Here is an 18,501-nt window from a genome sequence, read left to right on the forward strand (position 1 = left end):
TTTTTCTCCCCTGCTTCCATTTGGATAACCCGTTCAGTACAGAGGGAGAAACCAATAAATTGAAAGGTAATTTGCGGTACAAATTGCATAGCATTTTGTATCGCCTTTTTTATCGGCATATCAATGGTTTCGGTGTTTTTTCGCTTATTGCTGCATACTGATTTGCAGGCCAATTTGCACTACCGCATAAATTTATGTGGTGTTGCAAACTGGTCTGCATTTTATGTTACAAATTTGTCCGCGGATTCGTTATTGCCAGATACAATAGATGGGAAGAGAAGGGGAATAACCAGTGGGAGAAAAATAAGGGGAGATTTTACCGTTAGATGTAGAGTAGACGTGGTTTTTGCGGAAAATAAGGGGAGTTTTTCCCTTTATACAAAGCAAAGCTGCCTATTTTCACGTTTTTGAGTCAAATAAAAGGAATTTCTCCCTCTATTTAAGCTGTTTTCAATACTATTTGCTAATTAAGGGTAATTTTTCCCTCTATAAACCTCAATTAGCAAAGAACCTGGTTTCATTGCTGAAGAATGTAAAGTTTAACGGGAAACCGGCTGTGCAACCGATCTGGGGCTTCATTAAATCACGCATAATAGAAGTGAGGAGCTGCAAGGTCGTTGGCAGCTCCTCTTTTTTGTGCAATTTTTTTCATACATATTACACTTCAAAACAGCCTGCAAAAGTCTTTGTATTTTAACCCGCAAAACCACCAGCAAATAGGCATTTTCTCCCTCTCAACCGAACGGGTTATTCGTTTGGAAGCGGGGGGTTTTTTTCCCCTGGAAGTCGGATTTCCGAACCATAGGCCAATTCAAATGTAAACAAAACCTTTTTGCCGTCGATCATTATTGTCAAAACAATATCCTTTAAATGATTATTTGGTGTCTTATCCATCCGGTTCACTGATTACCACCTTCTTGATAATCGCTGCAATTTCTGATAAAGTAAGCGATTCAAACAGAGGTAGTAACCTTGAATAAGAAACAGGAGGTGTTTTCATGGAATTCAATGTATCGGAATTAAAAGAAGCCAAACGTCAAATTGATTCAACTCTGCACAAGCTAAAGAAAACAGTCAAAAGTTTTGAAGCAAAAGAAAATCCTGATAGATATAAATCTCAAATAACTTTAGCTAAAAGGCGGATAGCAGCCTTCGAACTTTCAGTATCACTGATTGAAAGAGAAATGAATGACCTCGAGAAAGAAAGCTAATATCCAGCTTTTCATTGGTTTGATCATCCATTCACTCATACCCTTATAAACCCAGCGAACATTACAACTCTATTTCCATCCGCCTTATCTTTGTTTTTAGATTCATCGATTCATAAAATTTGATGGCACTTTCATTGAATTCCCAGACGCCTAATTCTAATGAATCTGCTTCTATTTCCTTTGCGAAGGCTACTATTCTTTCAAAGAATCGTCTTCCAATCCCTTTTCCTCTGTACTGACTATCGACACCAAAATCATCCATATAGACCATTTTTCTTGGAATGAGAATCGGTCTTTCATCGGTATTTCTAATACTAAGAATGGTATAAGCAACAGGCTGATCCTCTTCTAATATGAATACCTTTGTGTTCTCTCCATCAATCAAGTTGTTGAAATACTCCTCGTCTAACGTGATGTCAGCCATCCTATAATGATCTGGCCTTTCATTGGTGTGAATTTCATGAACCTGCCTTTGTATGGCATGAACCACCTCATAATCACTCTTCTTTGCTTCTCTCATCTGCATAACCAATCTATTTCCCCCTCGGTGTTTGTTTTTAAAATCTATTAGAATGAAGATGGGACAGCGGAAGTTCAACTATCTTTTTTTCAAAAAAATGAATAGGAGTATTACCTATCCCTCGACCTGTTTCACGTATTCCATTTCGGCGCCGTTAACGACAGCTACAGCAATTGGAGAGTCTGTTGCCTAGATTTTCGTGCCCACTGGCTGGACGTTAGCGGTCCCTCATTGAAACCATCGATTTACTTGTCTGTTTTTCAATCATTCCTACTCAATCTATTTCCTGTGCATTTGAATAGACATACCCATCCAGCATAAATATATCAGCTTCTTCACTCTTCAAATAATCAGATGGAGTGGGATTCCCTTCTGAGTGCACCCCGCCAAAGATATAGTAAGATGATCACGAATATATATGATAAATAGTATATCCGCCTTCTAATCTTAGACTCTTTCATCGTTTCCTTGAATGGTTGAATATAATTCCCACTCATTCATTGTTTTGCTGAGAAGTTCCTTGATGTCACGGAGACGGACATCTCCACAATCCTCTTTATTAGCTAAGTCTACTAAAGCAATCATGTCCAGTAATTTTGCTTGTTGCAGCCATTTCTGTGGTAGAACGCCTCCACCATTAAGATAACTTACAATGAATGGTGCTATAAATGCAGATTCTTGTATACTTTCATACCGAAGCATATTCCCGATATCAACCAATGGCGAATGGCTAAAAGAAAACTCCCAATCCAAAATGCCATTCACTTTTATACTGTCTCCCTCTTTTTGGATAAGTATATTCAATGGATTAAAATCGCTATGAACTAAAGAAGAATGATTGCCTAAATGGGCTAATAGATGGGCTTGTTCAGTTGTAAATTCTTTGATGTCGCGGATCATCGTTGACCCCAGGTGTTCCGTCACTGGTCCTGCACTGATGATTTCCTCTACAATAGTATGGAAGGACTCCGGTCCTGATAAATCAAATTCTTGTAAATTGAGCTGTTCATCAAAAAAGCCTGATGAAGGAAACTGGATGGAGTGCATCCTTGCTAAAAGTTTGCCAATTTCATGTCCTGCATTTGAAATGCCTGCTTGATCCCCGGTTAAAAACAACTCGGATAGCTGAAAACCTTTCACCCAATTTAATAGTAAAAACGGATATTCGAGGTTAGACAATGAGAAGTCATGAAAAAGGACTCGAGGCACAGGCAGAGTGTTTTTAACAAGTTCCAAGACTTCCTTTTCAATTTGTGCTTTTACGCCACCATCATTATAGATCCGCAGAACAAAATTCTCTTTATTATCAAGGCTGATTTTCAGATTGGAATTACTCAGTCCGCCGCCAAGAGGCTCAATATGCACGATGTTTCTTCCATTTAGAAAATCTTGTAACATATGGGTTACGGTTTGATGGTCAGGACAAATTAGCGGTTTGCTTCGTTCCCATCCTGTTTTCAATTAGCATCACATCTCTATCTATGGGGTATTTTGAGTAAAGGTACCTTGGTCATTACTACCGTTCCATTGATTTTGTAAATCTCATTACCAAAAAACCTACTAAATAAATAGCACAAGTTACACCAAACAAAGCAAACACTCCGGGTGTAAAGACCAAGTAAAGACTGAACGGGAATGACCAAACAAACGCGATGAACATCCACGCTGGTTTAGTTGTAAAAGAAGCAATGATGGCTAAACAAGATGGAAGCAGCAGCAAGAAAAATGAAATCAAAACAGGGTCTGCATCATTTAGTGGTGAATATGGATTATAAAAGCAAAATAGCAGCCATAACACAATGCTGGCGAACCCTCCAATGACCCCAATAAATTGTGATGGACTCCGGATTGCACTCACCCTCCTTAGCTTTGTATAATACTGAAGCCGTTAGTCAATACATTCAACAAAAAGAACGTTAATCCTTCTGAACCGAGGGTCCTAATGATGGAGCGTACAATTATTGTCCATTATATTCATTTCTCCGCTTAAAAAGAAAAATCCCGATCAGAATAATCTCGTCTGCCACTAACAGACCTAAGCCCAAAACTAATCCTGCAAAGAAAAGAGATTCATTAATACTCCAAGTAAAAACAGACCATCCTATCAGGGCTGACAGGCTCACCGATAAATTTCACTTCGACTGAAAGTAGGTCCCTGTGTAAAATGAAATTACTCATTTCCATTCATGACACTTTATTATTCAGCGATAACAATCGTTTTCAACCTCATTAGCCTGTCTTTTTCTTTATGTTGACCTGCTATTTCTTATAATTGTTACCTATATAACTTTAAAGCTTCAAAAATCGAAGCGGTCAACAGTAATGGCATTTCTCCCTGGCAGCCATCTATATATATTCTCCTAGGTGGTAATTTACCAATTATTGAAACGATTGCAGCTTCTTTATCTCCCTTATAAAAATAATAGGAATTCTCACCATATTTCTTCGTCACTTCTATGAGTTCACCTTGGAAAATAAACGACGCTATTCCTCCATGCTTGGAACCTTTGCTCTCTCCATTAAGGAGAAAGCTTTCGTTTATACCTGGGGAACTTACTTGAACTTCCCATCTGCTAGTGACCAAGCCTTTTCTTCCCCTTACCTTCTGTACTTTCACAACAGTTTGATTATGACTGTCCGTTCCCTTAATCCGAACAAAGTAATTAGGCAGTATTAGAGATATTATCATTTGATAGACCGAATTATATTCCCTATTCATTTGTCCGATATGGTTCGTTTTCATATCCATAATGGCAACAGGTCGAGTCATCATTTTGACTGGGTTTTCAAAATAAATCCCTTTTGTCTCTGTACGATCAGAGAATCCAGGTTTCAAGTCAACCCTCCCGCTGCTCAACCAATAACTAACAGCGGCAAAAATGATGACGACAATGAGAACCCCTAGCAGGAACCAATCAGGTATATATTCCCCTCCGTACACTCCATCACCTCAAAAAATCCAGTTCTATGAGACAGCTCTCATCACCAGAAAACAAGTTCATAAATACGATAAAACCGGTACATTGCGACCGTAAACATAAAAGTTAAAAACGCGAATAATATGTATCTAATTTTGTAGAGCCAGTATTACTGTCACTCTTCAAGTGATAAAACAGAATGAATTGTGCAGGAGAAAACTACAAAGATAATGTTGAAAAGGAAAAGTATGCGATTAAAATAAATTATGGCGACGCTCGAAAGAATCGATCTTAACACTGCACAAGCTATTTGTTTAGTTCACAAGACTGGTATACGTTTATTAACAGATACTCATACTTTGAAGTGGATATTATCCAGTTCCCATTTTAAAAACCAAAAAAGGAACTTTTCTTCCTTTTATAAAGTCGCTCCCCTTGAGCCAAAGACTAGCTCTTATGACCACCTCCTACAACCACCATGTTTCTTGTGGAATGAAAACAGGTTTAATTTCAAATTCGCTTTCGAGCCAGTCGTTGATCAGTGTCTTTTTCACGATATATTCTGAAGCCGAATGTGATACACCGATAAGCGACATCGATGTGTGTTCAGCATATTTCATCATCTTTTCATATTTCATTCTTCCGTAGTCGTTATCGATATGGCAATGGATTTCCCCCGTAATATAGGCGTGAACACCTTTTTCTTCTGCCTCTTTCATCCAATCCACTTTATCCCCGCACCCGGCAACAATGGCCACTTTCCTGATGTCATCTAATTCTTTCCCCTCAAAATCAACATAAGGAAGATCAAAGATTTCTTTTAAGTCCTGTTTAAGGGCTGATGTATTTGTCTGTTTCATAGTACAAACCAAGACAAGATTATGGCCATGTTCATCTGGCAGCAAACCGTCCACAATTTCAGCATTTAAAGCTTTAGCAATCGCAACGCTTGTCCCCAATTGTTTGTGATAGTCCAAAGGTACATGGCAAGTGTAGATGGATAATTGTTTTTCTTTCACCTTTTGTAAATATTCTTTTTTAATTGGCAGGAAACCACGGCCCCATTTCCCTTGTGGATCCCCACATTCCATTAACAACGGATGGTGCATGAAGAGTAAATCACCAGGAACACTCTCATCGATGAATCTTTCCAACACATCATCTGTTGGAAAGACAGCTAAAAAGATATTGCTGACCTCAGAAGCACCTTTCACCATCAGCCCATTGAACAATTCAGTGAAATCATCCTCAAAGATACTTGGCCAATCGACTTTGGTTTGTGAATACACATCCGGGATGAATCTACTGAACGCAGGGTCTTTACCAAAAGATCTTATATCAAACTCTTCATCTAATTTATTTACAAGCTCGTCTAAATACACGTTGTCCCTCCCTCTCCTGCAGATCCTTCACCCATGACTGTAGGACGATAAGCAAAAACCCTTTTTAAATGGTATCTGGGCCATCAAATGATTTTGTTTGTAACAGGTGAAGAAAGATTCATCATTGTATACGGTTTGCCGTATTCCATTGATAGATCGATAAATTCTTCCAGCAACTTATACGTCTCGGTAACAATCTTAACAAGGTAACTGTATTCTCCCGTTAATCTATGGCATTCGACAACCAAAGGATTTTCCTTGCAAAACTCTCTGAATGCTTGACATCGATGAGTTTTAATGAATATAAATGCCTGGACCGGCTTTTCAATCTTCGAATTGTCGATCACTGCCCTGTATCCTGTAATGACTCCTTGATCTTCCAGCTTTCTCACCCGCTCTGTAACCTCAGGAACAGATAAAGAAATTTTCTTCCCTAACTCTGTCATTGAAATCCTGCCCTCTACTTGTAAGACATCGAGAATCTGCCGATTAATGGGATCCATACCTTCACCTTCATTTTTTAAGAATTTTTAAAAAACACCTATTTTAATTAAGTGTACCAAGTCAAACACCTTAAGAAAAGTATGTTCGAAGCTTTATTTTTTAACTAGACTATGTGTATAGATCGTTTAGGAGGTTTTGTAGATGGCATTGGAAATGAAGACCAGGTGTGAAAGATGCGAAGACACATTGAAAGGAAATGCCTATATCTGTGTTCATGAATGTACGTTTTGTGAAGACTGCACAGTTTATATGTCCGGAGTATGCCCGAACTGTTCAGGAGAACTTGTAAGGAGGCCAAAGGGACCTGGTTATAGGGAGCTAAATACATGAAGAAAGAGACAGGTATATGTTTTCTTATCAGTAAGTGAAGATGGCAAAAAGATATTTAGTGCTATGTATGATGCTGACATATTTCAAGTACGGCAGAACCTGAAAGAAAAACCATCCTACTCTTAATACCTTGAGCCGGAAGGTTTTTTTCTTTATATATTGCCCTTTTCCTAACCAAGCTAAGGATGGGTGTTTAATAAAGTACTAGGTAGTTTTACGGAAAATCTTCATATTATAACGATCCCAACCCTTGTTCAGTTCAGTAAGGTCAACAATTTTCCAGGGATTAAAGAAGGTTTGCCCGCTCTTGTTAAAGAATAAATTTTCTCCTATACAATAAGATGCGTGTTGAATTAGTCCTTCTGAATTTTCCCAAATGACTACGTCGCCTGCTCTCAGATCTTGGTGGGTGACAAAGTTATATTTTGCATTTTTCAAACTGTGCATAAATGTCTTAGGATGTATCCATTCAACTATCAACCACTCCTGATGAGTGATGGCAAATAATGTTGCAGATAAACAATTACTTCCAGAGGTGGATGGAAAGGTGTTTGCAAACTTTTTTAAATATAGAGGTGCGTTAGTTGGATAATCATAACAAGTCCAATTCTCCCATTGTTGTGCAATATCTTTAATTAAGTCTACCTTCATATTATGAGAGAGTTCTTCCCACATAGCTTTCTGTATGACTAAAAAATCTTCTCCATTCACTTCAATTACATTCTCTCTGAGAGCAGAAGTGTCTATTGAGAAGTCAGAAATTGGATAGATCAATCCTCTTTCAACTTCCTTTTGGATATGAAAAAGTTCTCTTTTCTTATTCACAGGAAGCTTAGTAACCCACTCTGAAGGTGCCACAAGAATAAATTTGACTGCCTTCGAAATTCCCCAATACTCATAACTATTAGCAAGTTGGATTTGTTTATAAGAAGAATGTTCAAAGAACTCTTCTTGCGGAATGACCAAAACGCTGCTTAAATATTCTTCAAATGAATCAAGTTCATTCTCAGGAAGAAAAAACAAGTCTCTTTCTGGTACAAAAGCCTTTATCCACTCGTTAATATTATCAAATGTTGGCTGTATGTATGTGTTCAATTAATCTCACCTCTAGTTGGAGTAATACCCTGCTCTTAAACTGACTACCCTCATACTTCAATAAAAATGGCGCAAATCCCTTTTTACAGTGCGGAAATCGTCTGCTATTTTATTAAACAAAATCTATATATCTTACTGCTCCGGATATTCTTGGGAATCGCGACACCCTGAGGGCCGTGCGAGGAGTTTCTGTCCCGATTCCTCGAGAATCGCGACACCATGAGGGCCATGCGAGGAATTTCTGTCCCGATTCCTAGTGAATCGCGACACCCTGAGGGCCGTGCGAGGGGTTTCTGTCCCGATTCCTCGAGAATCGCGACACCATGAGGGCCGTGCGAGGAGTTTCTGTCCCGATTCCTCGAGAATCGCGACACCCTGAGGGCCGTGCGAGGAGTTTCTGTCTCGATTCCTCGAGAATCGCGACACCATGAGGGCCATGCGAGGAATTTCTGTCCCGATTCCTGGAGAATCGCGACACCTTGAGGTCCGTGCGAGGGGTTTCTGTCCCGATTCCTGAAGAATCGCGACACCATGAGGGCCATGCGAGGAGTTTCTGTCTCGATTCCTCGAGAATCGCGACACCATGATGGCCATGCGAGGGTTTTCTGTCCCGATTCTTGAAGAATCGCGACACCATGAGGGCCGTGCGAGGAGTTTCTGTCCCGATTCCTCGAGAATCGCGACACCATGAGGGCCGTGCGAGGAGTTTCTGTCCCGATTCCTCGAGAATCGCGACACCTTGAGGTCCGTGCGAAGAGTTTCTGTCCCGATTCCTCACAAAGTCTTTATTATTTGGCCATCATAAGGATGCAATCAATGCCGTTACATCGTCGTCTTTATAAATAATATCTTGCTGCTTAGTCTAGTCTGAACTAGTTTGTTTTGGTCGTCCCCTTCGCTCTTTATAACCAAGCAAAAAGGACACATATACTCTGGCAATATTGGTTCAAGTTCTCCTCTCCTCAACCACATAGTACTGAGATCCCTTAACCGTTTACCGAACTCGGCTGCTTTCTAATTAAACTTACTTACATAGAGTTTTCACAAAAAAAGCCCAATTTCTCTAAAGGAAATCAGGCTTCAGCCGCTTGGTGTGCAGGTATGTAATGGACGTTCAAAATCGTTCTCTCTACTTACAGTATACATAAATAAAATTTTATTTACAGGCTACTCTTTCTGTCGTTCCTGCCCTATACTGTTATATACAAATCTAAGATCAGAGGTGTGTTGATATGAATGATAAAAAAGATGTTTTAGATAAAGGGCCATTTTTTCACGGTACGAAAGCAAAGCTGAAAATTGGGGATCTTTTGGAACCGCAGTATCTTTCCAACTACCAGGATAAAAAATCCAACTATATTTATTTTACAGCCACATTAGAAGCTGCTAAATGGGGTGCAGAATTGGCAAAGTCTCAATCCAAAGAAAGAATTTACATTGTCGAGCCGCAAGGTGTCTTTGAAAATGATCCGAACTTAACCGATAAAAGGTTTCCTGGTAACCCTACACGTTCTTATCGATCTAAATCGCCTTTGAAAATCGTCGCTGAATTAAGTTCATGGGAAAGACATTCCAATGAAGAAATAAATCATATGCTGGCCTCTTTAAAACAGCTGCGTGAACAAGGGAAAGCAGTCATTCACGATTAACCTATACCCGCTTTTACCTTTGTCCATTGTAAAGAGTGTACCTTTCCCTAATCGGCCACCCCTCTCCAAAGCAGGTAAGATTGCTGTGGTGATGACTCTTCATTTTCACAGTGACAATTGAGCATATTATCAGTAGGAGGTGATATGATGTCTGACAAAAAGAATGCTTCCAAAGACACACCAAGAAACAGTCCCTTAAATAACGGCTATAAAAACGATCGAGACAATGAAAATGCAAAGGCAGCAGCAGCTCTTGAACCGGAATTCCCGAGAATTAGTACAGAGAATCTTTAAGCGGGTTTCGGTCACATAGCAGGAATACGATTAGACCTCTCGGAGCAACGCTTGGGTCTTCACCCAAGTGTTCTTCATTTTCCATTACAAAACCCGTCCGTTCAAACAAAGGTCATTTATTTCCATTGGTCATCATCACCTATGACTATACTAGAAGATATATTTAATTTCTCCCACACCCACGCCTCAAACGTTTTATTTATTCTTTCCATCAATACTCCCTCTTCCATTTCATCATCTAGATTCAATTCTTCAAGAGTAAAGGTTTCTGTCGCTTCTGTGCCTTCATAATTGGTACTGCTAAAAGAAAAAGTGACTATTCTTCCCACTGGTATCCTCCCCTTATCTGCCCTGTTGTGCTGAAAATGCTGATGGAATCTTATTCATTACCGATAGGTCTGTTCTTTTTTCATTTGGCTAAAAGTGATCATCATCCCAGTTCATCCCGCAGCAAGAGACGAAGGGATACTCCAGGCAAGATAACGCCAATTCCCTGTAACCAAAGATAGAAAGAGGAAAGCAATTGGAAAAAGGACTAATACGGCTAATGAAATAAAAAGGGCAAATTTATTACGCTTCATACCTAACCTCCCAAATCTAGTTTCATTCACACCCTAATTTTACCATAATCAAATCAATGATCACCTACCTTCTTATTGGATAGGCAGATGTGTTAAAATATAGAGAAACCGAACATGTATTCTGCATAAGGGGTGATTGAGATGGAAAAAGGAAGAAGCCTGGCTGTTTTCATTGCTTCCAGTCTCGATGGGTACATAGCGGCTGAAGACGAATCTTTGGAATGGTTGTTTAACGTAGAAGGTGAAGGAGATAACGGGGTACTCCGCGTTTTATGACACTGTCGATACTATATTGATGGGGAAAAGAACATACGATTGGATCATGAAGCATGAAGAAGGTGAATTTCCTTATAAAAACAAAGAGTGTTATGTATTCACCAGGTCTGGAGCGCAAGATACCGACGAGGTAAAGTTTATCAATGGAGACCTGTCTGATTTTGCTGACAAGCTTAAAAGCCAAGCAGGCAAGCGCATCTGGATGGTGGGCGGCGGGGATATCCTTCAGCATTTCTTTAAAGAAATGCTGATAGATGAACTGATTATTACCATAGCACCAGTCATAATCGGCAGTGGAATCCCATTATTTAAAGAAGGCGATTACCAGTAGGATTTAAGATTGCTAGGAACAAGGACGTTCAACCAGTTTGTCGAGCTGCAGTACGCAGTGCGCAAGTAACAGTGAGCAGTCCCTTTCATTTAGAAAGGGCTGCTATTTTAAAGTCCATCGACTAGCTGCACCACATCTTCCTTCGAGAACCTCTCCGGTGTTTCGGCTGCTTCCTCTTTATAGGAAAGGTGCATAAGGTAGTTCACATCACCCTCTACCCAAGTGATATCGTGTGAGTTGCCGTCTTCTGCATACATGGCAATTCTCCCGTCTTCTAATACGACCTCTTCGTATTCCAGAGAAGGATCTTGTTTGAATTTCACGTTATTTTCCACATAAAACACAAGTGTGTGCCCAATGCCCTCATACGCCATTTCAATCAATCGGCTGTTTTCTTTCGTTCCCGTCACCCTCGCCGACTTCTCCTTCACATCAAACGGAAGTGTTTCTTCGTTTATTCTCTTGTGGTCAAAGGAGATCTCTTTCAACGCGTCCTGTATGCTCATCTCCTCTTGATTTTGCAGTGCGTCGTAAGTATCTTCAACAGGACTCACTTCAATATAATCGGTGAGTTCTCCATAGTCCTCCGAATGACTGCATCCTGACAGAATTGCCGCAGCAACAAACCATAAAGTGAATTTCCGCAAAAGCTTGTCCTCCTTTCTGATACAGATATCCAGCCTTTTATGCGGCTGCTTGAAAGACTTCTGTTATTCCTTTGGTTACCCTAGGCTTTTAATCATAATTAGATCGGTCTGCTCTTCGTCTCCCATATAAAAAGAATGGCTGCCCACTTGAACAAACCCCATTTTTTTATAAAATGCAATGGCATTGTCGTTCTTTTCCCACACGCCCAGCCAGACTTTCTTTTTATCCAGTGCCGCAGCCATTTCCAGCGCTTTGTTATAAAGAGATGTACCGAGTCCGTGTTTTTGGAATTGTTTCTTAATGTATATTCTTTCGATCTCAAGTGCTTCATCACCCATTTTTTCCGTCTGTGCATCAAGGATATTGATTTTTAAATAGCCTGCGATTTCTTCTTTTACATATACAAAAAAGAAGTGTGATGAATCATTGTCCAGCTCTTTTTCCAGCTGCCGTAAATTAAAGGCCTTTTCCAGATAGACCTTCATATTTTCCGTTGTATTCTGCTCTTTGAATGTTTCATCAAATGTTTCGTGGCTAATTGTTTGGAGTGTATGCAACTCTTTGGAGGTACACTTCTTGAGTTTGATTGTCATCTATCCCTTTCGCCCCTTTTTAATACTCTCTCTTGCTTCCTTTTTTGACAAACTCCCAGTCTTTTTCTATGTTCTTCCTTACTTTCACCAGCTGTTCAAGAAAAGTCTCTGCTTCCTGTTCGGAAAGCCCCTCTAATGCCACATCATGAGAGTGGTCGTTTTCCCTTATTATGAATGGATAGACCTTTTCCCCTTTTTCTGTCGGATGAAGTTTCTTGATTTTTTTGTTGTGCTGATCCTCTTTCTTTTCGATGAAACCATTCATTTCCAGCCTTTTGATTGCACGGGCTGCCGTTGTTCGGTCCACCTTAATCATTTCAGCTACTTGTTCCTGGATGATGCCTGGGTTTTCACAGATCCTGACAAGGTATAAATACTGCCCCTTGGTCAAATCAAATTCTTTGAATTCGATATTGCTAATGGAATCCAAAGCCCTGGCAATCATTCCGATTTCACGAAGAATGTGCTTCATCGCTTTCTCCTTTTCAACATAGGTTGTAAATGCAGCTTTTTTTGTTTAATAAAAGATACCTTATTTTTGTTGTAAATGCAACTAAAAAAAGCCAAAGAGCCATCAATGACGAATCTTTGGCTTTCTTTTTGTTTACTTTCCTTTTACGGAAAATGTGTGAATGCGCTCGCCGATTTCATCTCTTACACGCTGGAAGAAGGCCCACTTCTCTTCGTCCGTCCCCTCTGCCTTAGCTGGGTCATCGAATCCCCAATGTTCACGTTTGACGTGCACCGGGGTCATCGGGCATTTATCGGCTGCGTCACCGCAAAGTGTTACCACCAAGTCTGCATGATTCAAGATTTCAGGATTGATGATATCCGACGTTTGGCTGGAGATATCAATTCCTGCTTCATTCATGGCTTTAACGGCATTTGGATTCAACCCATGGGCTTCGATTCCGGCACTGTATACGTTCCATTCAGCCTCAAGATGTTTTTTTGCCCAGCCTTCTGCCATTTGGCTGCGGCATGAGTTACCGGTGCAGAGGAAATAAATTGTTTTTTTCGTCATGTGCCATGCTCCTTTTGGTGTGTTTTAGTAGATGATCAGCAACCAAATGTATAAACCAACAAGTGTGATGAACAATGTCGGGATGGTTAACATAATGCCTGTTTTGAAATAGGTACCCCACGAGATTTTGACCCCTTTCAGTGACAGGACATGCAGCCAAAGAAGTGTTGCCAGGGAACCGATCGGGGTGATTTTCGGACCTAAATCGGACCCAATCACATTCGCATAGATAAGTGCCTCGCGAATGACACCGCTCGTATCTGTATCAGCGATGGCTAGGGCATCAATCATGACGGTCGGCATATTGTTCATTACCGAGGAAAGAATGGCGGCAATGAAGCCCATTCCGATTGTGGCAGCAAACAAGCCTTGATCTGCCGCCACCTGGATCAGGTCGGCCAAAACAGTCGTCAAGCCAACGTTTCTCAAGCCGTATACCACGACATACATTCCGATGGAAAAGAAGACAATTGCCCATGGCGCTCCCTTGACGACTGTCCGGGTATTGACCGCAGCACTTCTCCTTGCCATGAGCAGGAAGAAGATCGCGACAACCCCGGCTATAAAGGAAACGGGAACACCGATGAATTCACTCGCAAAGTATCCCGCTAACAGGATCGCCAGTACAACCCAAGATAAGCGGAACATTTTATGATCACGGATGGCTTCTTGAGGCCTTTTCAAATCAGCCATATCATAATTCTTCGGAATGCTTTTTCTGAAAAATAGGTATAAGACAAGGATACTCGCGATGAAAGAAAAGAAATTGGGGATGATCATCCTTGATGCGAATTCAACAAATCCTATATCGAAGAAGTCTGCTGAAACGATGTTGACCAGGTTGCTGACAACCAGCGGCAAGGATGTGGTGTCCGCAATGAACCCGCTTGCCATGATAAAAGGAAACACCATTTTTTCATTAAAATTCAGGTTCCTCACCATGGCTAATACAATCGGGGTCAAAATCAGTGCTGCACCGTCATTGGCAAAGAAGGCCGCGACGATTGCTCCCAAAATCGACACATACACGAACATCCTGACTCCATTTCCTTTTGCAGCCCGTGCCATATGAAGGGCCGCCCACTCGAAGAAACCGATTTCGTCCAATATAAGAGAAATGATAATGATAGCGATGAAAGCTAATGTAGCGTTCCATACGATGGATGTAACATCGAGGACGTCATTGAAATCAACGACTCCAACAATGAGCGCCAACACTGCTCCTCCACAGGCAGACCATCCAATCGACAACCCTTTAGGCTGCCAGATGACTAATATGAGGGTGATCAGAAAAATCACCGATGCCAAAATAATGTGCGTCAAAATTCTTCCTCCTTCTAGTCACAGGAAATTCTTAAACCCTGTTCTTCCAATTGCTTTAATCTGAAGCCCTGGTCTGGAATCTGCTCCAGCAAACTCTTAACCAAAGGATAAAACTCGCTCGTTGTATTGAGGGAATAAATGATCCATTGCCCTCTTCTCGATTCCTTCACCAGACCAACATCCTTCATTTTCCGGACATGCTGGCTGATGGCCGGCTGGCTGGTATTAAAAATCGCAACAAATTCACACACACAGCAATCATGCTGTTCCAGGATCTTCATCATTGTCAGACGGGTTTTGTCTCCAAGCAGTTTCAATACAGACGCAGCTTTCTCGATCTCAACCAATACTGCAGGCATGTGCAACACCTTCCATCCGTTTAATAATTTGATAATAATTTACTTATATGAGCCCGTGATGTTCGTATTTTTAGTATTCTACTCAGTCCGTTCGTAAACCCTGCCTACATATAACGTTCTGCTTATATAATAAAACGCTTATATGCTAATTGCAAGAATGAAATTGTAAGGGAAGTAACCTGCTTCACAATGGGAATAAGAAATGTGGTAGAGCAAAAACCCGGAAAAATTGATTCCGGGTTTTATATATATATTTTCAGGCTGGTTTCAGCCGGTTTCATACTAAATACATATCCGTTATCGATCTATTTCTTATGAAGCCCAGGTCTTCATACAGCTTGATGGCTGGGTTATCTTTGATGACAGCTAATCGGGTAGCTGGGTACTCTTTACTGGATATGTTTATAGAATGAGATAACAAAAATCGGCCAAGACCTTTTTTTTGGTGCTCCGGGTCCACTGCTAGACTCATGATCAGAGGATAATCCTCAAATTCCATGTGCAGACAGACGCCAACTATGTTGTCCGTTCTTGTTTCTACTACAACCCTTGAACACTCATCCATAATTTCATGGATTTGATATTTGTCCATGAACTCCTTTACATGATTCGTGTAATCCTCCTGGGTTCCGATTTGTTTATAAGCCGGATTTGCGTTATAGGATTTCAGTAATAAATCTGCTAAATCAACAGTATCTTCCCTTCCAACGGGCCTGGCGGCATACCCATTGGGAAGAACTGCCTGTATGGATTGCGTTGGACGAATCATCCAGTAATTTATTTCGTTTATCAGGCATCCTCTTTGTCGATAGGTTGGAACATGTTCTTCTACAATATCTCTCAAAATCATTTTCTCGTGAGCGTTTGATATCTTTCTCAAATGGGTCAATACCTTGTCAGCCAGCCCTTCATAATCCTCAAAGGGAGGATTAACAAATAAATCGGTCATGAAATTAGGTTTTAGGAATACACCGCCAATCGTGTCTTCGTCCTTCATGATTAAATAGCCGCAGTCAAAAATCGATACAATTTCTTTTACCGCCAAGGATGACCTTCTAAAAAAGTAGTCTGCATATTTCTGTCCATAATAGATCGAATAATACCGATAATAGTCTTCAGGTTCCTGATAAACCAACCTCAATCCATCCCCTAACTCAATCCGTTCCTTTAAAGATTCACTTTGCTTACCCATCTCTCTCTCCCCTTTTCTACCAACCCAGCAGCTGAAATGAATTTCCATTATTTACAATTGTATCACACGGATTCTATGATAGGGAAAATGGCTGTCAGTCTTACAAATTGCAAACTACTCTCGCCCACATCCTAACTGGCTGGCTAATCATTAAAAAAGCAGGCTGGTTCACTTGGGTCAGCCTGCAGTGTTCAATAGGAGATACCTTTAATCGATGACTAATTTATACCCGATCCAGTTTCACTAGCAGTAAGGGAAATAAAGATGTGGACTGAAACGCTTACTAATTTATTTTTTTCTTTCGAGTAAACTCTTTTATTTTTTGTCAATTCTTATTGATCAGGCATTTACATGGCTTTATCCCTTTTGAAAAGATGGCGAGGAAATAAGGGCAAGAACAAAATGACAGCTGGTCTGGCTGCGATTCTCTTTGCTTTCATCACAGCCTCCGGAGCGGCAGTTGGAGCAATTATTCACGGATTGGTGCCAACTGAATGGATCTCTTCCATTTTCGGTGAAGATAATTGGTGGTTGATCCCTATCGCTTCCATTATAGGGATCCCTCTTTATATCAGGCTTTCAAGCATGATTCCCATCTCGCAAATCCTTATCATGAAAGGGATGGCACTCGGCCACGTCATGGCGATGATGATTAGTTCAGCAGGAGCAAGTCTGCCTGAAATCGTACTGCTTAGATCGATTTTCAAGAAGGAACTGATTATACTATTTGTCCTTTCGGTCATCACGATGTCCACCGTTTCGGGTTATCTCTTCTATTTCATCTGAGTTTGGCATCTGCGGGCAAGTGTGGATGGCATGCGGCTTTTCTTTGAACGTTTTATGGCCAGCCACAATCAAGATAGCTTCCATGCCGGGATTAACGAATGGAATTGAAAGAAATAACTCATCGGTATATGGATGACCGTGTAGATGGCCAACGTGGTCATGTAGGTTAAAAACCATAACGGGACAGATACATTAAGGAAGGAATAAAGCAACAGCATTCCCACCGGAAAGGGAACCAGCACAATCAGCCACATGGGACTTCCTGCAGCTTCTGACAACGCACCTAACGTCACGACGGAAAAACCGATCAGTATCGCTTGCCAAAAAGCTAATTCATTCGTGAGGAAGAAACTTGCGATGTAATAGGAAAATCCATTCAACGAGATTGCAAGTAGGTAATCAAACCAATATTTCATAGAGCCACCCCTATTCACTATATAAAATTAGACGAAACTCCAACATATCGGGTTTCAATACAGGCACTGCCAATATTTGTGGTATAATTATCCAAAAAGATAGGAGGTCTTCTATGTTCGCGGGAGATTATCTTTTTACAGCTGTCATCTTTGCGGTGGTACTTTTAGGAGCCGTTTCCTTTACTCTTTTTATCAGAAGGTTGCTTATCAATACTTCTGCAGCAAGATACAATGGTGATGATATCAGTGAGAAATTAGATAGAATTATAGAGCTGCTCGAAAAGCGGGATTGATGAGGTGCCCTGCTATGCCTTATTCACTTCAGTTTTATAAAGAAGTGTTTATTTCGCTCCAGGTGAGCGACTCCACGGAGCGGCCTTTCATCGACGTACTGAATGGAAGCTCCCTCATGAGATAAGGGAATAAAATGAATGCAGTGAGTTGAAGTTGACTTTCTCTAGCCGCCGGCTGAAGGACGTCGAACACCTTCCACTCCAATCAGCGTTGTGAAAAAGGATACTAAGTTTTCTAGATGCATTCCAAATAAATGACATTGAAACTGACTTATGAATTGTCATAGGTCAGTTTTTTATTATATCAAGTTTCATTAAGTTTTTAGCGAGGAAATGGTCAGAAATGACATCACTATTATCTTGGACAACAGCTATTGTCCTTGGGAGAAAAATGCCATTCCCTATTCTTTTAACTAGTAAATTGGCAGTCTAACCTGTGGTAAAATAAGGATAGGGAAAGATAGCGAACATTAAACCAACGAGCGGGTTAGTCGAATGTATAAGTTGCCCTAATTACCTTTATGTCCATTATGTTAAACCTGGAGGCTGGATTTTGACAAAGAATAAAATAATCTTACTTATTGTTTTTTCAATAGGCTGCCTATTACTTCTTGCTTATAAAGCCATTCAAAACCAGGATTCTTCCTACTTAATAGGAGTGGTTACCATTATTGTTATCCTCTTTTTCAAGAAAAGAGAGTACGATCGGAATAAAGAACGAATGGAGTAAAGAGAGCTATTACCGCCCTTTATTCAAGTAAAGGATTATTATTGAG

At 40.5% G+C, this 18,501-nt stretch carries 25 protein-coding genes and 2 pseudogenes; 8 read left to right on the forward strand and 19 right to left on the reverse strand.

Going from position 1 to position 18,501, the window contains the following annotated elements:
* Nucleotides 1-747: 747 nt before the first annotated feature.
* Nucleotides 748-903, reverse strand: a complete 156-nt coding sequence (locus AC4E8A_RS12600) for a hypothetical protein (RefSeq protein WP_490193501.1) — start codon at nt 901-903, stop codon at nt 748-750.
* 95 nt (nt 904-998) lie between these two features.
* Here AC4E8A_RS12600 and AC4E8A_RS12605 point away from each other — a divergent pair, with 95 nt between their 5' ends.
* A complete protein-coding gene (locus AC4E8A_RS12605) occupies nt 999-1,211 on the forward strand; it encodes a hypothetical protein (protein ID WP_490193502.1) in 213 nt (70 codons plus the stop codon).
* Between the two features lie 61 nt (nt 1,212-1,272).
* Here the strand turns inward: AC4E8A_RS12605 and AC4E8A_RS12610 are convergent, their stop codons facing one another.
* The 6 genes from AC4E8A_RS12610 to AC4E8A_RS12635 form a co-directional block, all read right to left on the reverse strand.
* The gene (locus AC4E8A_RS12610; RefSeq protein WP_490198863.1) at nt 1,273-1,737 is read right to left on the reverse strand and encodes a GNAT family N-acetyltransferase; all 465 of its coding nucleotides are present in this window, start codon (nt 1,735-1,737) and stop codon (nt 1,273-1,275) included.
* Between the two features lie 441 nt (nt 1,738-2,178).
* A complete protein-coding gene (locus AC4E8A_RS12615) occupies nt 2,179-3,192 on the reverse strand; it encodes a phosphotransferase family protein (protein ID WP_490193503.1) in 1,014 nt (337 codons plus the stop codon).
* A gap of 55 nt (nt 3,193-3,247) precedes the next feature.
* Nucleotides 3,248-3,589: a hypothetical protein gene (locus AC4E8A_RS12620; RefSeq protein ID WP_490193504.1), complete on the reverse strand. Its 342-nt coding sequence runs from the start codon at nt 3,587-3,589 to the stop codon at nt 3,248-3,250.
* 417 nt (nt 3,590-4,006) lie between these two features.
* Entirely contained in the window at nt 4,007-4,672 is a 666-nt protein-coding gene (locus tag AC4E8A_RS12625) for a tubby C-terminal domain-like protein (protein ID WP_490193505.1), read from the reverse strand.
* A gap of 444 nt (nt 4,673-5,116) precedes the next feature.
* Nucleotides 5,117-6,031 (reverse strand): Nif3-like dinuclear metal center hexameric protein, encoded by a 915-nt coding sequence (locus AC4E8A_RS12630; protein WP_490193506.1) that lies wholly within the window; start codon nt 6,029-6,031, stop codon nt 5,117-5,119.
* 83 nt (nt 6,032-6,114) lie between these two features.
* Nucleotides 6,115-6,534, reverse strand: coding sequence for an Lrp/AsnC family transcriptional regulator (locus tag AC4E8A_RS12635; RefSeq protein WP_490193507.1), 420 nt, complete (start codon nt 6,532-6,534; stop codon nt 6,115-6,117).
* 142 nt (nt 6,535-6,676) lie between these two features.
* On the opposite strand from AC4E8A_RS12635, the gene AC4E8A_RS12640 reads away from it, so the two are divergent.
* On the forward strand, nt 6,677-6,865 hold the full coding sequence (locus AC4E8A_RS12640; protein ID WP_490193508.1) for a DUF1272 domain-containing protein: 189 nt from the start codon (nt 6,677-6,679) through the stop codon (nt 6,863-6,865).
* A 204-nt stretch (nt 6,866-7,069) separates the two neighbouring features.
* Here AC4E8A_RS12640 and AC4E8A_RS12645 read toward each other — a convergent pair whose 3' ends face one another.
* Both AC4E8A_RS12645 and AC4E8A_RS12650 read right to left on the reverse strand, forming a co-directional pair.
* Complete coding sequence (locus tag AC4E8A_RS12645; protein WP_490193509.1) at nt 7,070-7,960, reverse strand: hypothetical protein; 891 nt, start codon at nt 7,958-7,960, stop codon at nt 7,070-7,072.
* A gap of 132 nt (nt 7,961-8,092) precedes the next feature.
* Nucleotides 8,093-8,698: a hypothetical protein gene (locus AC4E8A_RS12650; RefSeq protein ID WP_490193510.1), complete on the reverse strand. Its 606-nt coding sequence runs from the start codon at nt 8,696-8,698 to the stop codon at nt 8,093-8,095.
* 494 nt (nt 8,699-9,192) lie between these two features.
* Here AC4E8A_RS12650 and arr point away from each other — a divergent pair, with 494 nt between their 5' ends.
* Entirely contained in the window at nt 9,193-9,609 is a 417-nt protein-coding gene (gene arr, locus AC4E8A_RS12655) for an NAD(+)--rifampin ADP-ribosyltransferase (protein WP_490193511.1), read from the forward strand.
* Nucleotides 9,610-9,753: 144 nt separating this feature from the next.
* Complete coding sequence (locus AC4E8A_RS12660; protein WP_490193512.1) at nt 9,754-9,903, forward strand: hypothetical protein; 150 nt, start codon at nt 9,754-9,756, stop codon at nt 9,901-9,903.
* A 116-nt stretch (nt 9,904-10,019) separates the two neighbouring features.
* On the opposite strand, the gene AC4E8A_RS12665 is transcribed toward AC4E8A_RS12660, so the two are convergent.
* The gene (locus AC4E8A_RS12665) at nt 10,020-10,232 is read right to left on the reverse strand and encodes a hypothetical protein (RefSeq protein WP_490193513.1); all 213 of its coding nucleotides are present in this window, start codon (nt 10,230-10,232) and stop codon (nt 10,020-10,022) included.
* Between the two features lie 111 nt (nt 10,233-10,343).
* Nucleotides 10,344-10,484: a hypothetical protein gene (locus tag AC4E8A_RS12670; RefSeq protein ID WP_490193514.1), complete on the reverse strand. Its 141-nt coding sequence runs from the start codon at nt 10,482-10,484 to the stop codon at nt 10,344-10,346.
* A 141-nt stretch (nt 10,485-10,625) separates the two neighbouring features.
* Between AC4E8A_RS12670 and AC4E8A_RS12675 the strand changes: the two are divergent.
* Nucleotides 10,626-11,160, forward strand: a pseudogene (locus tag AC4E8A_RS12675) (dihydrofolate reductase family protein).
* A gap of 38 nt (nt 11,161-11,198) precedes the next feature.
* Here AC4E8A_RS12675 and AC4E8A_RS12680 read toward each other — a convergent pair.
* From AC4E8A_RS12680 to AC4E8A_RS12710, 7 genes are all read right to left on the reverse strand, one after another.
* Nucleotides 11,199-11,738 carry a lipoprotein gene (locus tag AC4E8A_RS12680; RefSeq protein WP_490193515.1) on the reverse strand — a complete coding sequence of 180 codons (540 nt, stop codon included), beginning with the start codon at nt 11,736-11,738 and terminating at the stop codon, nt 11,199-11,201.
* Between the two features lie 75 nt (nt 11,739-11,813).
* Nucleotides 11,814-12,332 carry a spermidine/spermine N(1)-acetyltransferase gene (paiA, locus tag AC4E8A_RS12685; protein WP_490193516.1) on the reverse strand — a complete coding sequence of 173 codons (519 nt, stop codon included), beginning with the start codon at nt 12,330-12,332 and terminating at the stop codon, nt 11,814-11,816.
* 19 nt (nt 12,333-12,351) lie between these two features.
* The gene (locus AC4E8A_RS12690; RefSeq protein ID WP_490193517.1) at nt 12,352-12,804 is read right to left on the reverse strand and encodes a MarR family winged helix-turn-helix transcriptional regulator; all 453 of its coding nucleotides are present in this window, start codon (nt 12,802-12,804) and stop codon (nt 12,352-12,354) included.
* Between the two features lie 132 nt (nt 12,805-12,936).
* Complete coding sequence (gene arsC / locus AC4E8A_RS12695) at nt 12,937-13,356, reverse strand: arsenate reductase (thioredoxin) (protein ID WP_490193518.1); 420 nt, start codon at nt 13,354-13,356, stop codon at nt 12,937-12,939.
* A 24-nt stretch (nt 13,357-13,380) separates the two neighbouring features.
* The gene (locus AC4E8A_RS12700) at nt 13,381-14,679 is read right to left on the reverse strand and encodes an arsenic transporter (RefSeq protein WP_490193519.1); all 1,299 of its coding nucleotides are present in this window, start codon (nt 14,677-14,679) and stop codon (nt 13,381-13,383) included.
* Between the two features lie 14 nt (nt 14,680-14,693).
* On the reverse strand, nt 14,694-15,038 hold the full coding sequence (locus AC4E8A_RS12705; RefSeq protein WP_490193520.1) for an ArsR/SmtB family transcription factor: 345 nt from the start codon (nt 15,036-15,038) through the stop codon (nt 14,694-14,696).
* Nucleotides 15,039-15,315: 277 nt separating this feature from the next.
* On the reverse strand, nt 15,316-16,230 hold the full coding sequence (locus AC4E8A_RS12710; protein WP_490193521.1) for a GNAT family N-acetyltransferase: 915 nt from the start codon (nt 16,228-16,230) through the stop codon (nt 15,316-15,318).
* Nucleotides 16,231-16,680: 450 nt separating this feature from the next.
* On the opposite strand from AC4E8A_RS12710, the pseudogene AC4E8A_RS12715 reads away from it, so the two are divergent.
* A pseudogene (locus AC4E8A_RS12715) lies at nt 16,681-17,016 on the forward strand (permease); the annotation flags it as partial.
* Between the two features lie 68 nt (nt 17,017-17,084).
* On the opposite strand, the gene AC4E8A_RS12720 reads toward AC4E8A_RS12715, so the two are convergent.
* Entirely contained in the window at nt 17,085-17,432 is a 348-nt protein-coding gene (locus tag AC4E8A_RS12720) for a hypothetical protein (RefSeq protein ID WP_490193522.1), read from the reverse strand.
* Between the two features lie 113 nt (nt 17,433-17,545).
* Here AC4E8A_RS12720 and AC4E8A_RS12725 point away from each other — a divergent pair, with 113 nt between their 5' ends.
* Nucleotides 17,546-17,725, forward strand: a complete 180-nt coding sequence (locus AC4E8A_RS12725) for a DUF4083 domain-containing protein (protein ID WP_490193523.1) — start codon at nt 17,546-17,548, stop codon at nt 17,723-17,725.
* 553 nt (nt 17,726-18,278) lie between these two features.
* Nucleotides 18,279-18,455, forward strand: a complete 177-nt coding sequence (locus tag AC4E8A_RS12730) for a hypothetical protein (protein ID WP_490193524.1) — start codon at nt 18,279-18,281, stop codon at nt 18,453-18,455.
* Nucleotides 18,456-18,501 lie beyond the last annotated feature (46 nt).

The organism is Bacillus sp. SRL337, from assembly GCF_984799155.1.

Bases quoted from the DNA above. Each gene is read 5' to 3' on its own strand.
- AC4E8A_RS12725 (WP_490193523.1), top strand. From the start codon at position 17,546: ATGTTCGCGGGAGATTATCTTTTTACAGCTGTCATCTTTGCGGTGGTA.
- AC4E8A_RS12640 (WP_490193508.1), top strand. From the start codon at position 6,677: ATGGCATTGGAAATGAAGACCAGGTGTGAAAGATGCGAAGACACATTG.
- AC4E8A_RS12635 (WP_490193507.1), bottom strand. From the start codon at position 6,534: ATGGATCCCATTAATCGGCAGATTCTCGATGTCTTACAAGTAGAGGGC.
- AC4E8A_RS12670 (WP_490193514.1), bottom strand. From the start codon at position 10,484: ATGAAGCGTAATAAATTTGCCCTTTTTATTTCATTAGCCGTATTAGTC.
- paiA (WP_490193516.1), bottom strand. From the start codon at position 12,332: ATGACAATCAAACTCAAGAAGTGTACCTCCAAAGAGTTGCATACACTC.
- AC4E8A_RS12705 (WP_490193520.1), bottom strand. From the start codon at position 15,038: ATGCCTGCAGTATTGGTTGAGATCGAGAAAGCTGCGTCTGTATTGAAA.
- AC4E8A_RS12720 (WP_490193522.1), bottom strand. From the start codon at position 17,432: ATGAAATATTGGTTTGATTACCTACTTGCAATCTCGTTGAATGGATTT.
- arr (WP_490193511.1), top strand. From the start codon at position 9,193: ATGAATGATAAAAAAGATGTTTTAGATAAAGGGCCATTTTTTCACGGT.
- AC4E8A_RS12605 (WP_490193502.1), top strand. From the start codon at position 999: ATGGAATTCAATGTATCGGAATTAAAAGAAGCCAAACGTCAAATTGAT.
- arsC (WP_490193518.1), bottom strand. From the start codon at position 13,356: ATGACGAAAAAAACAATTTATTTCCTCTGCACCGGTAACTCATGCCGC.
- AC4E8A_RS12660 (WP_490193512.1), top strand. From the start codon at position 9,754: ATGATGTCTGACAAAAAGAATGCTTCCAAAGACACACCAAGAAACAGT.
- AC4E8A_RS12690 (WP_490193517.1), bottom strand. From the start codon at position 12,804: ATGAAGCACATTCTTCGTGAAATCGGAATGATTGCCAGGGCTTTGGAT.
- AC4E8A_RS12710 (WP_490193521.1), bottom strand. From the start codon at position 16,230: ATGGGTAAGCAAAGTGAATCTTTAAAGGAACGGATTGAGTTAGGGGAT.
- AC4E8A_RS12610 (WP_490198863.1), bottom strand. From the start codon at position 1,737: ATGCAGATGAGAGAAGCAAAGAAGAGTGATTATGAGGTGGTTCATGCC.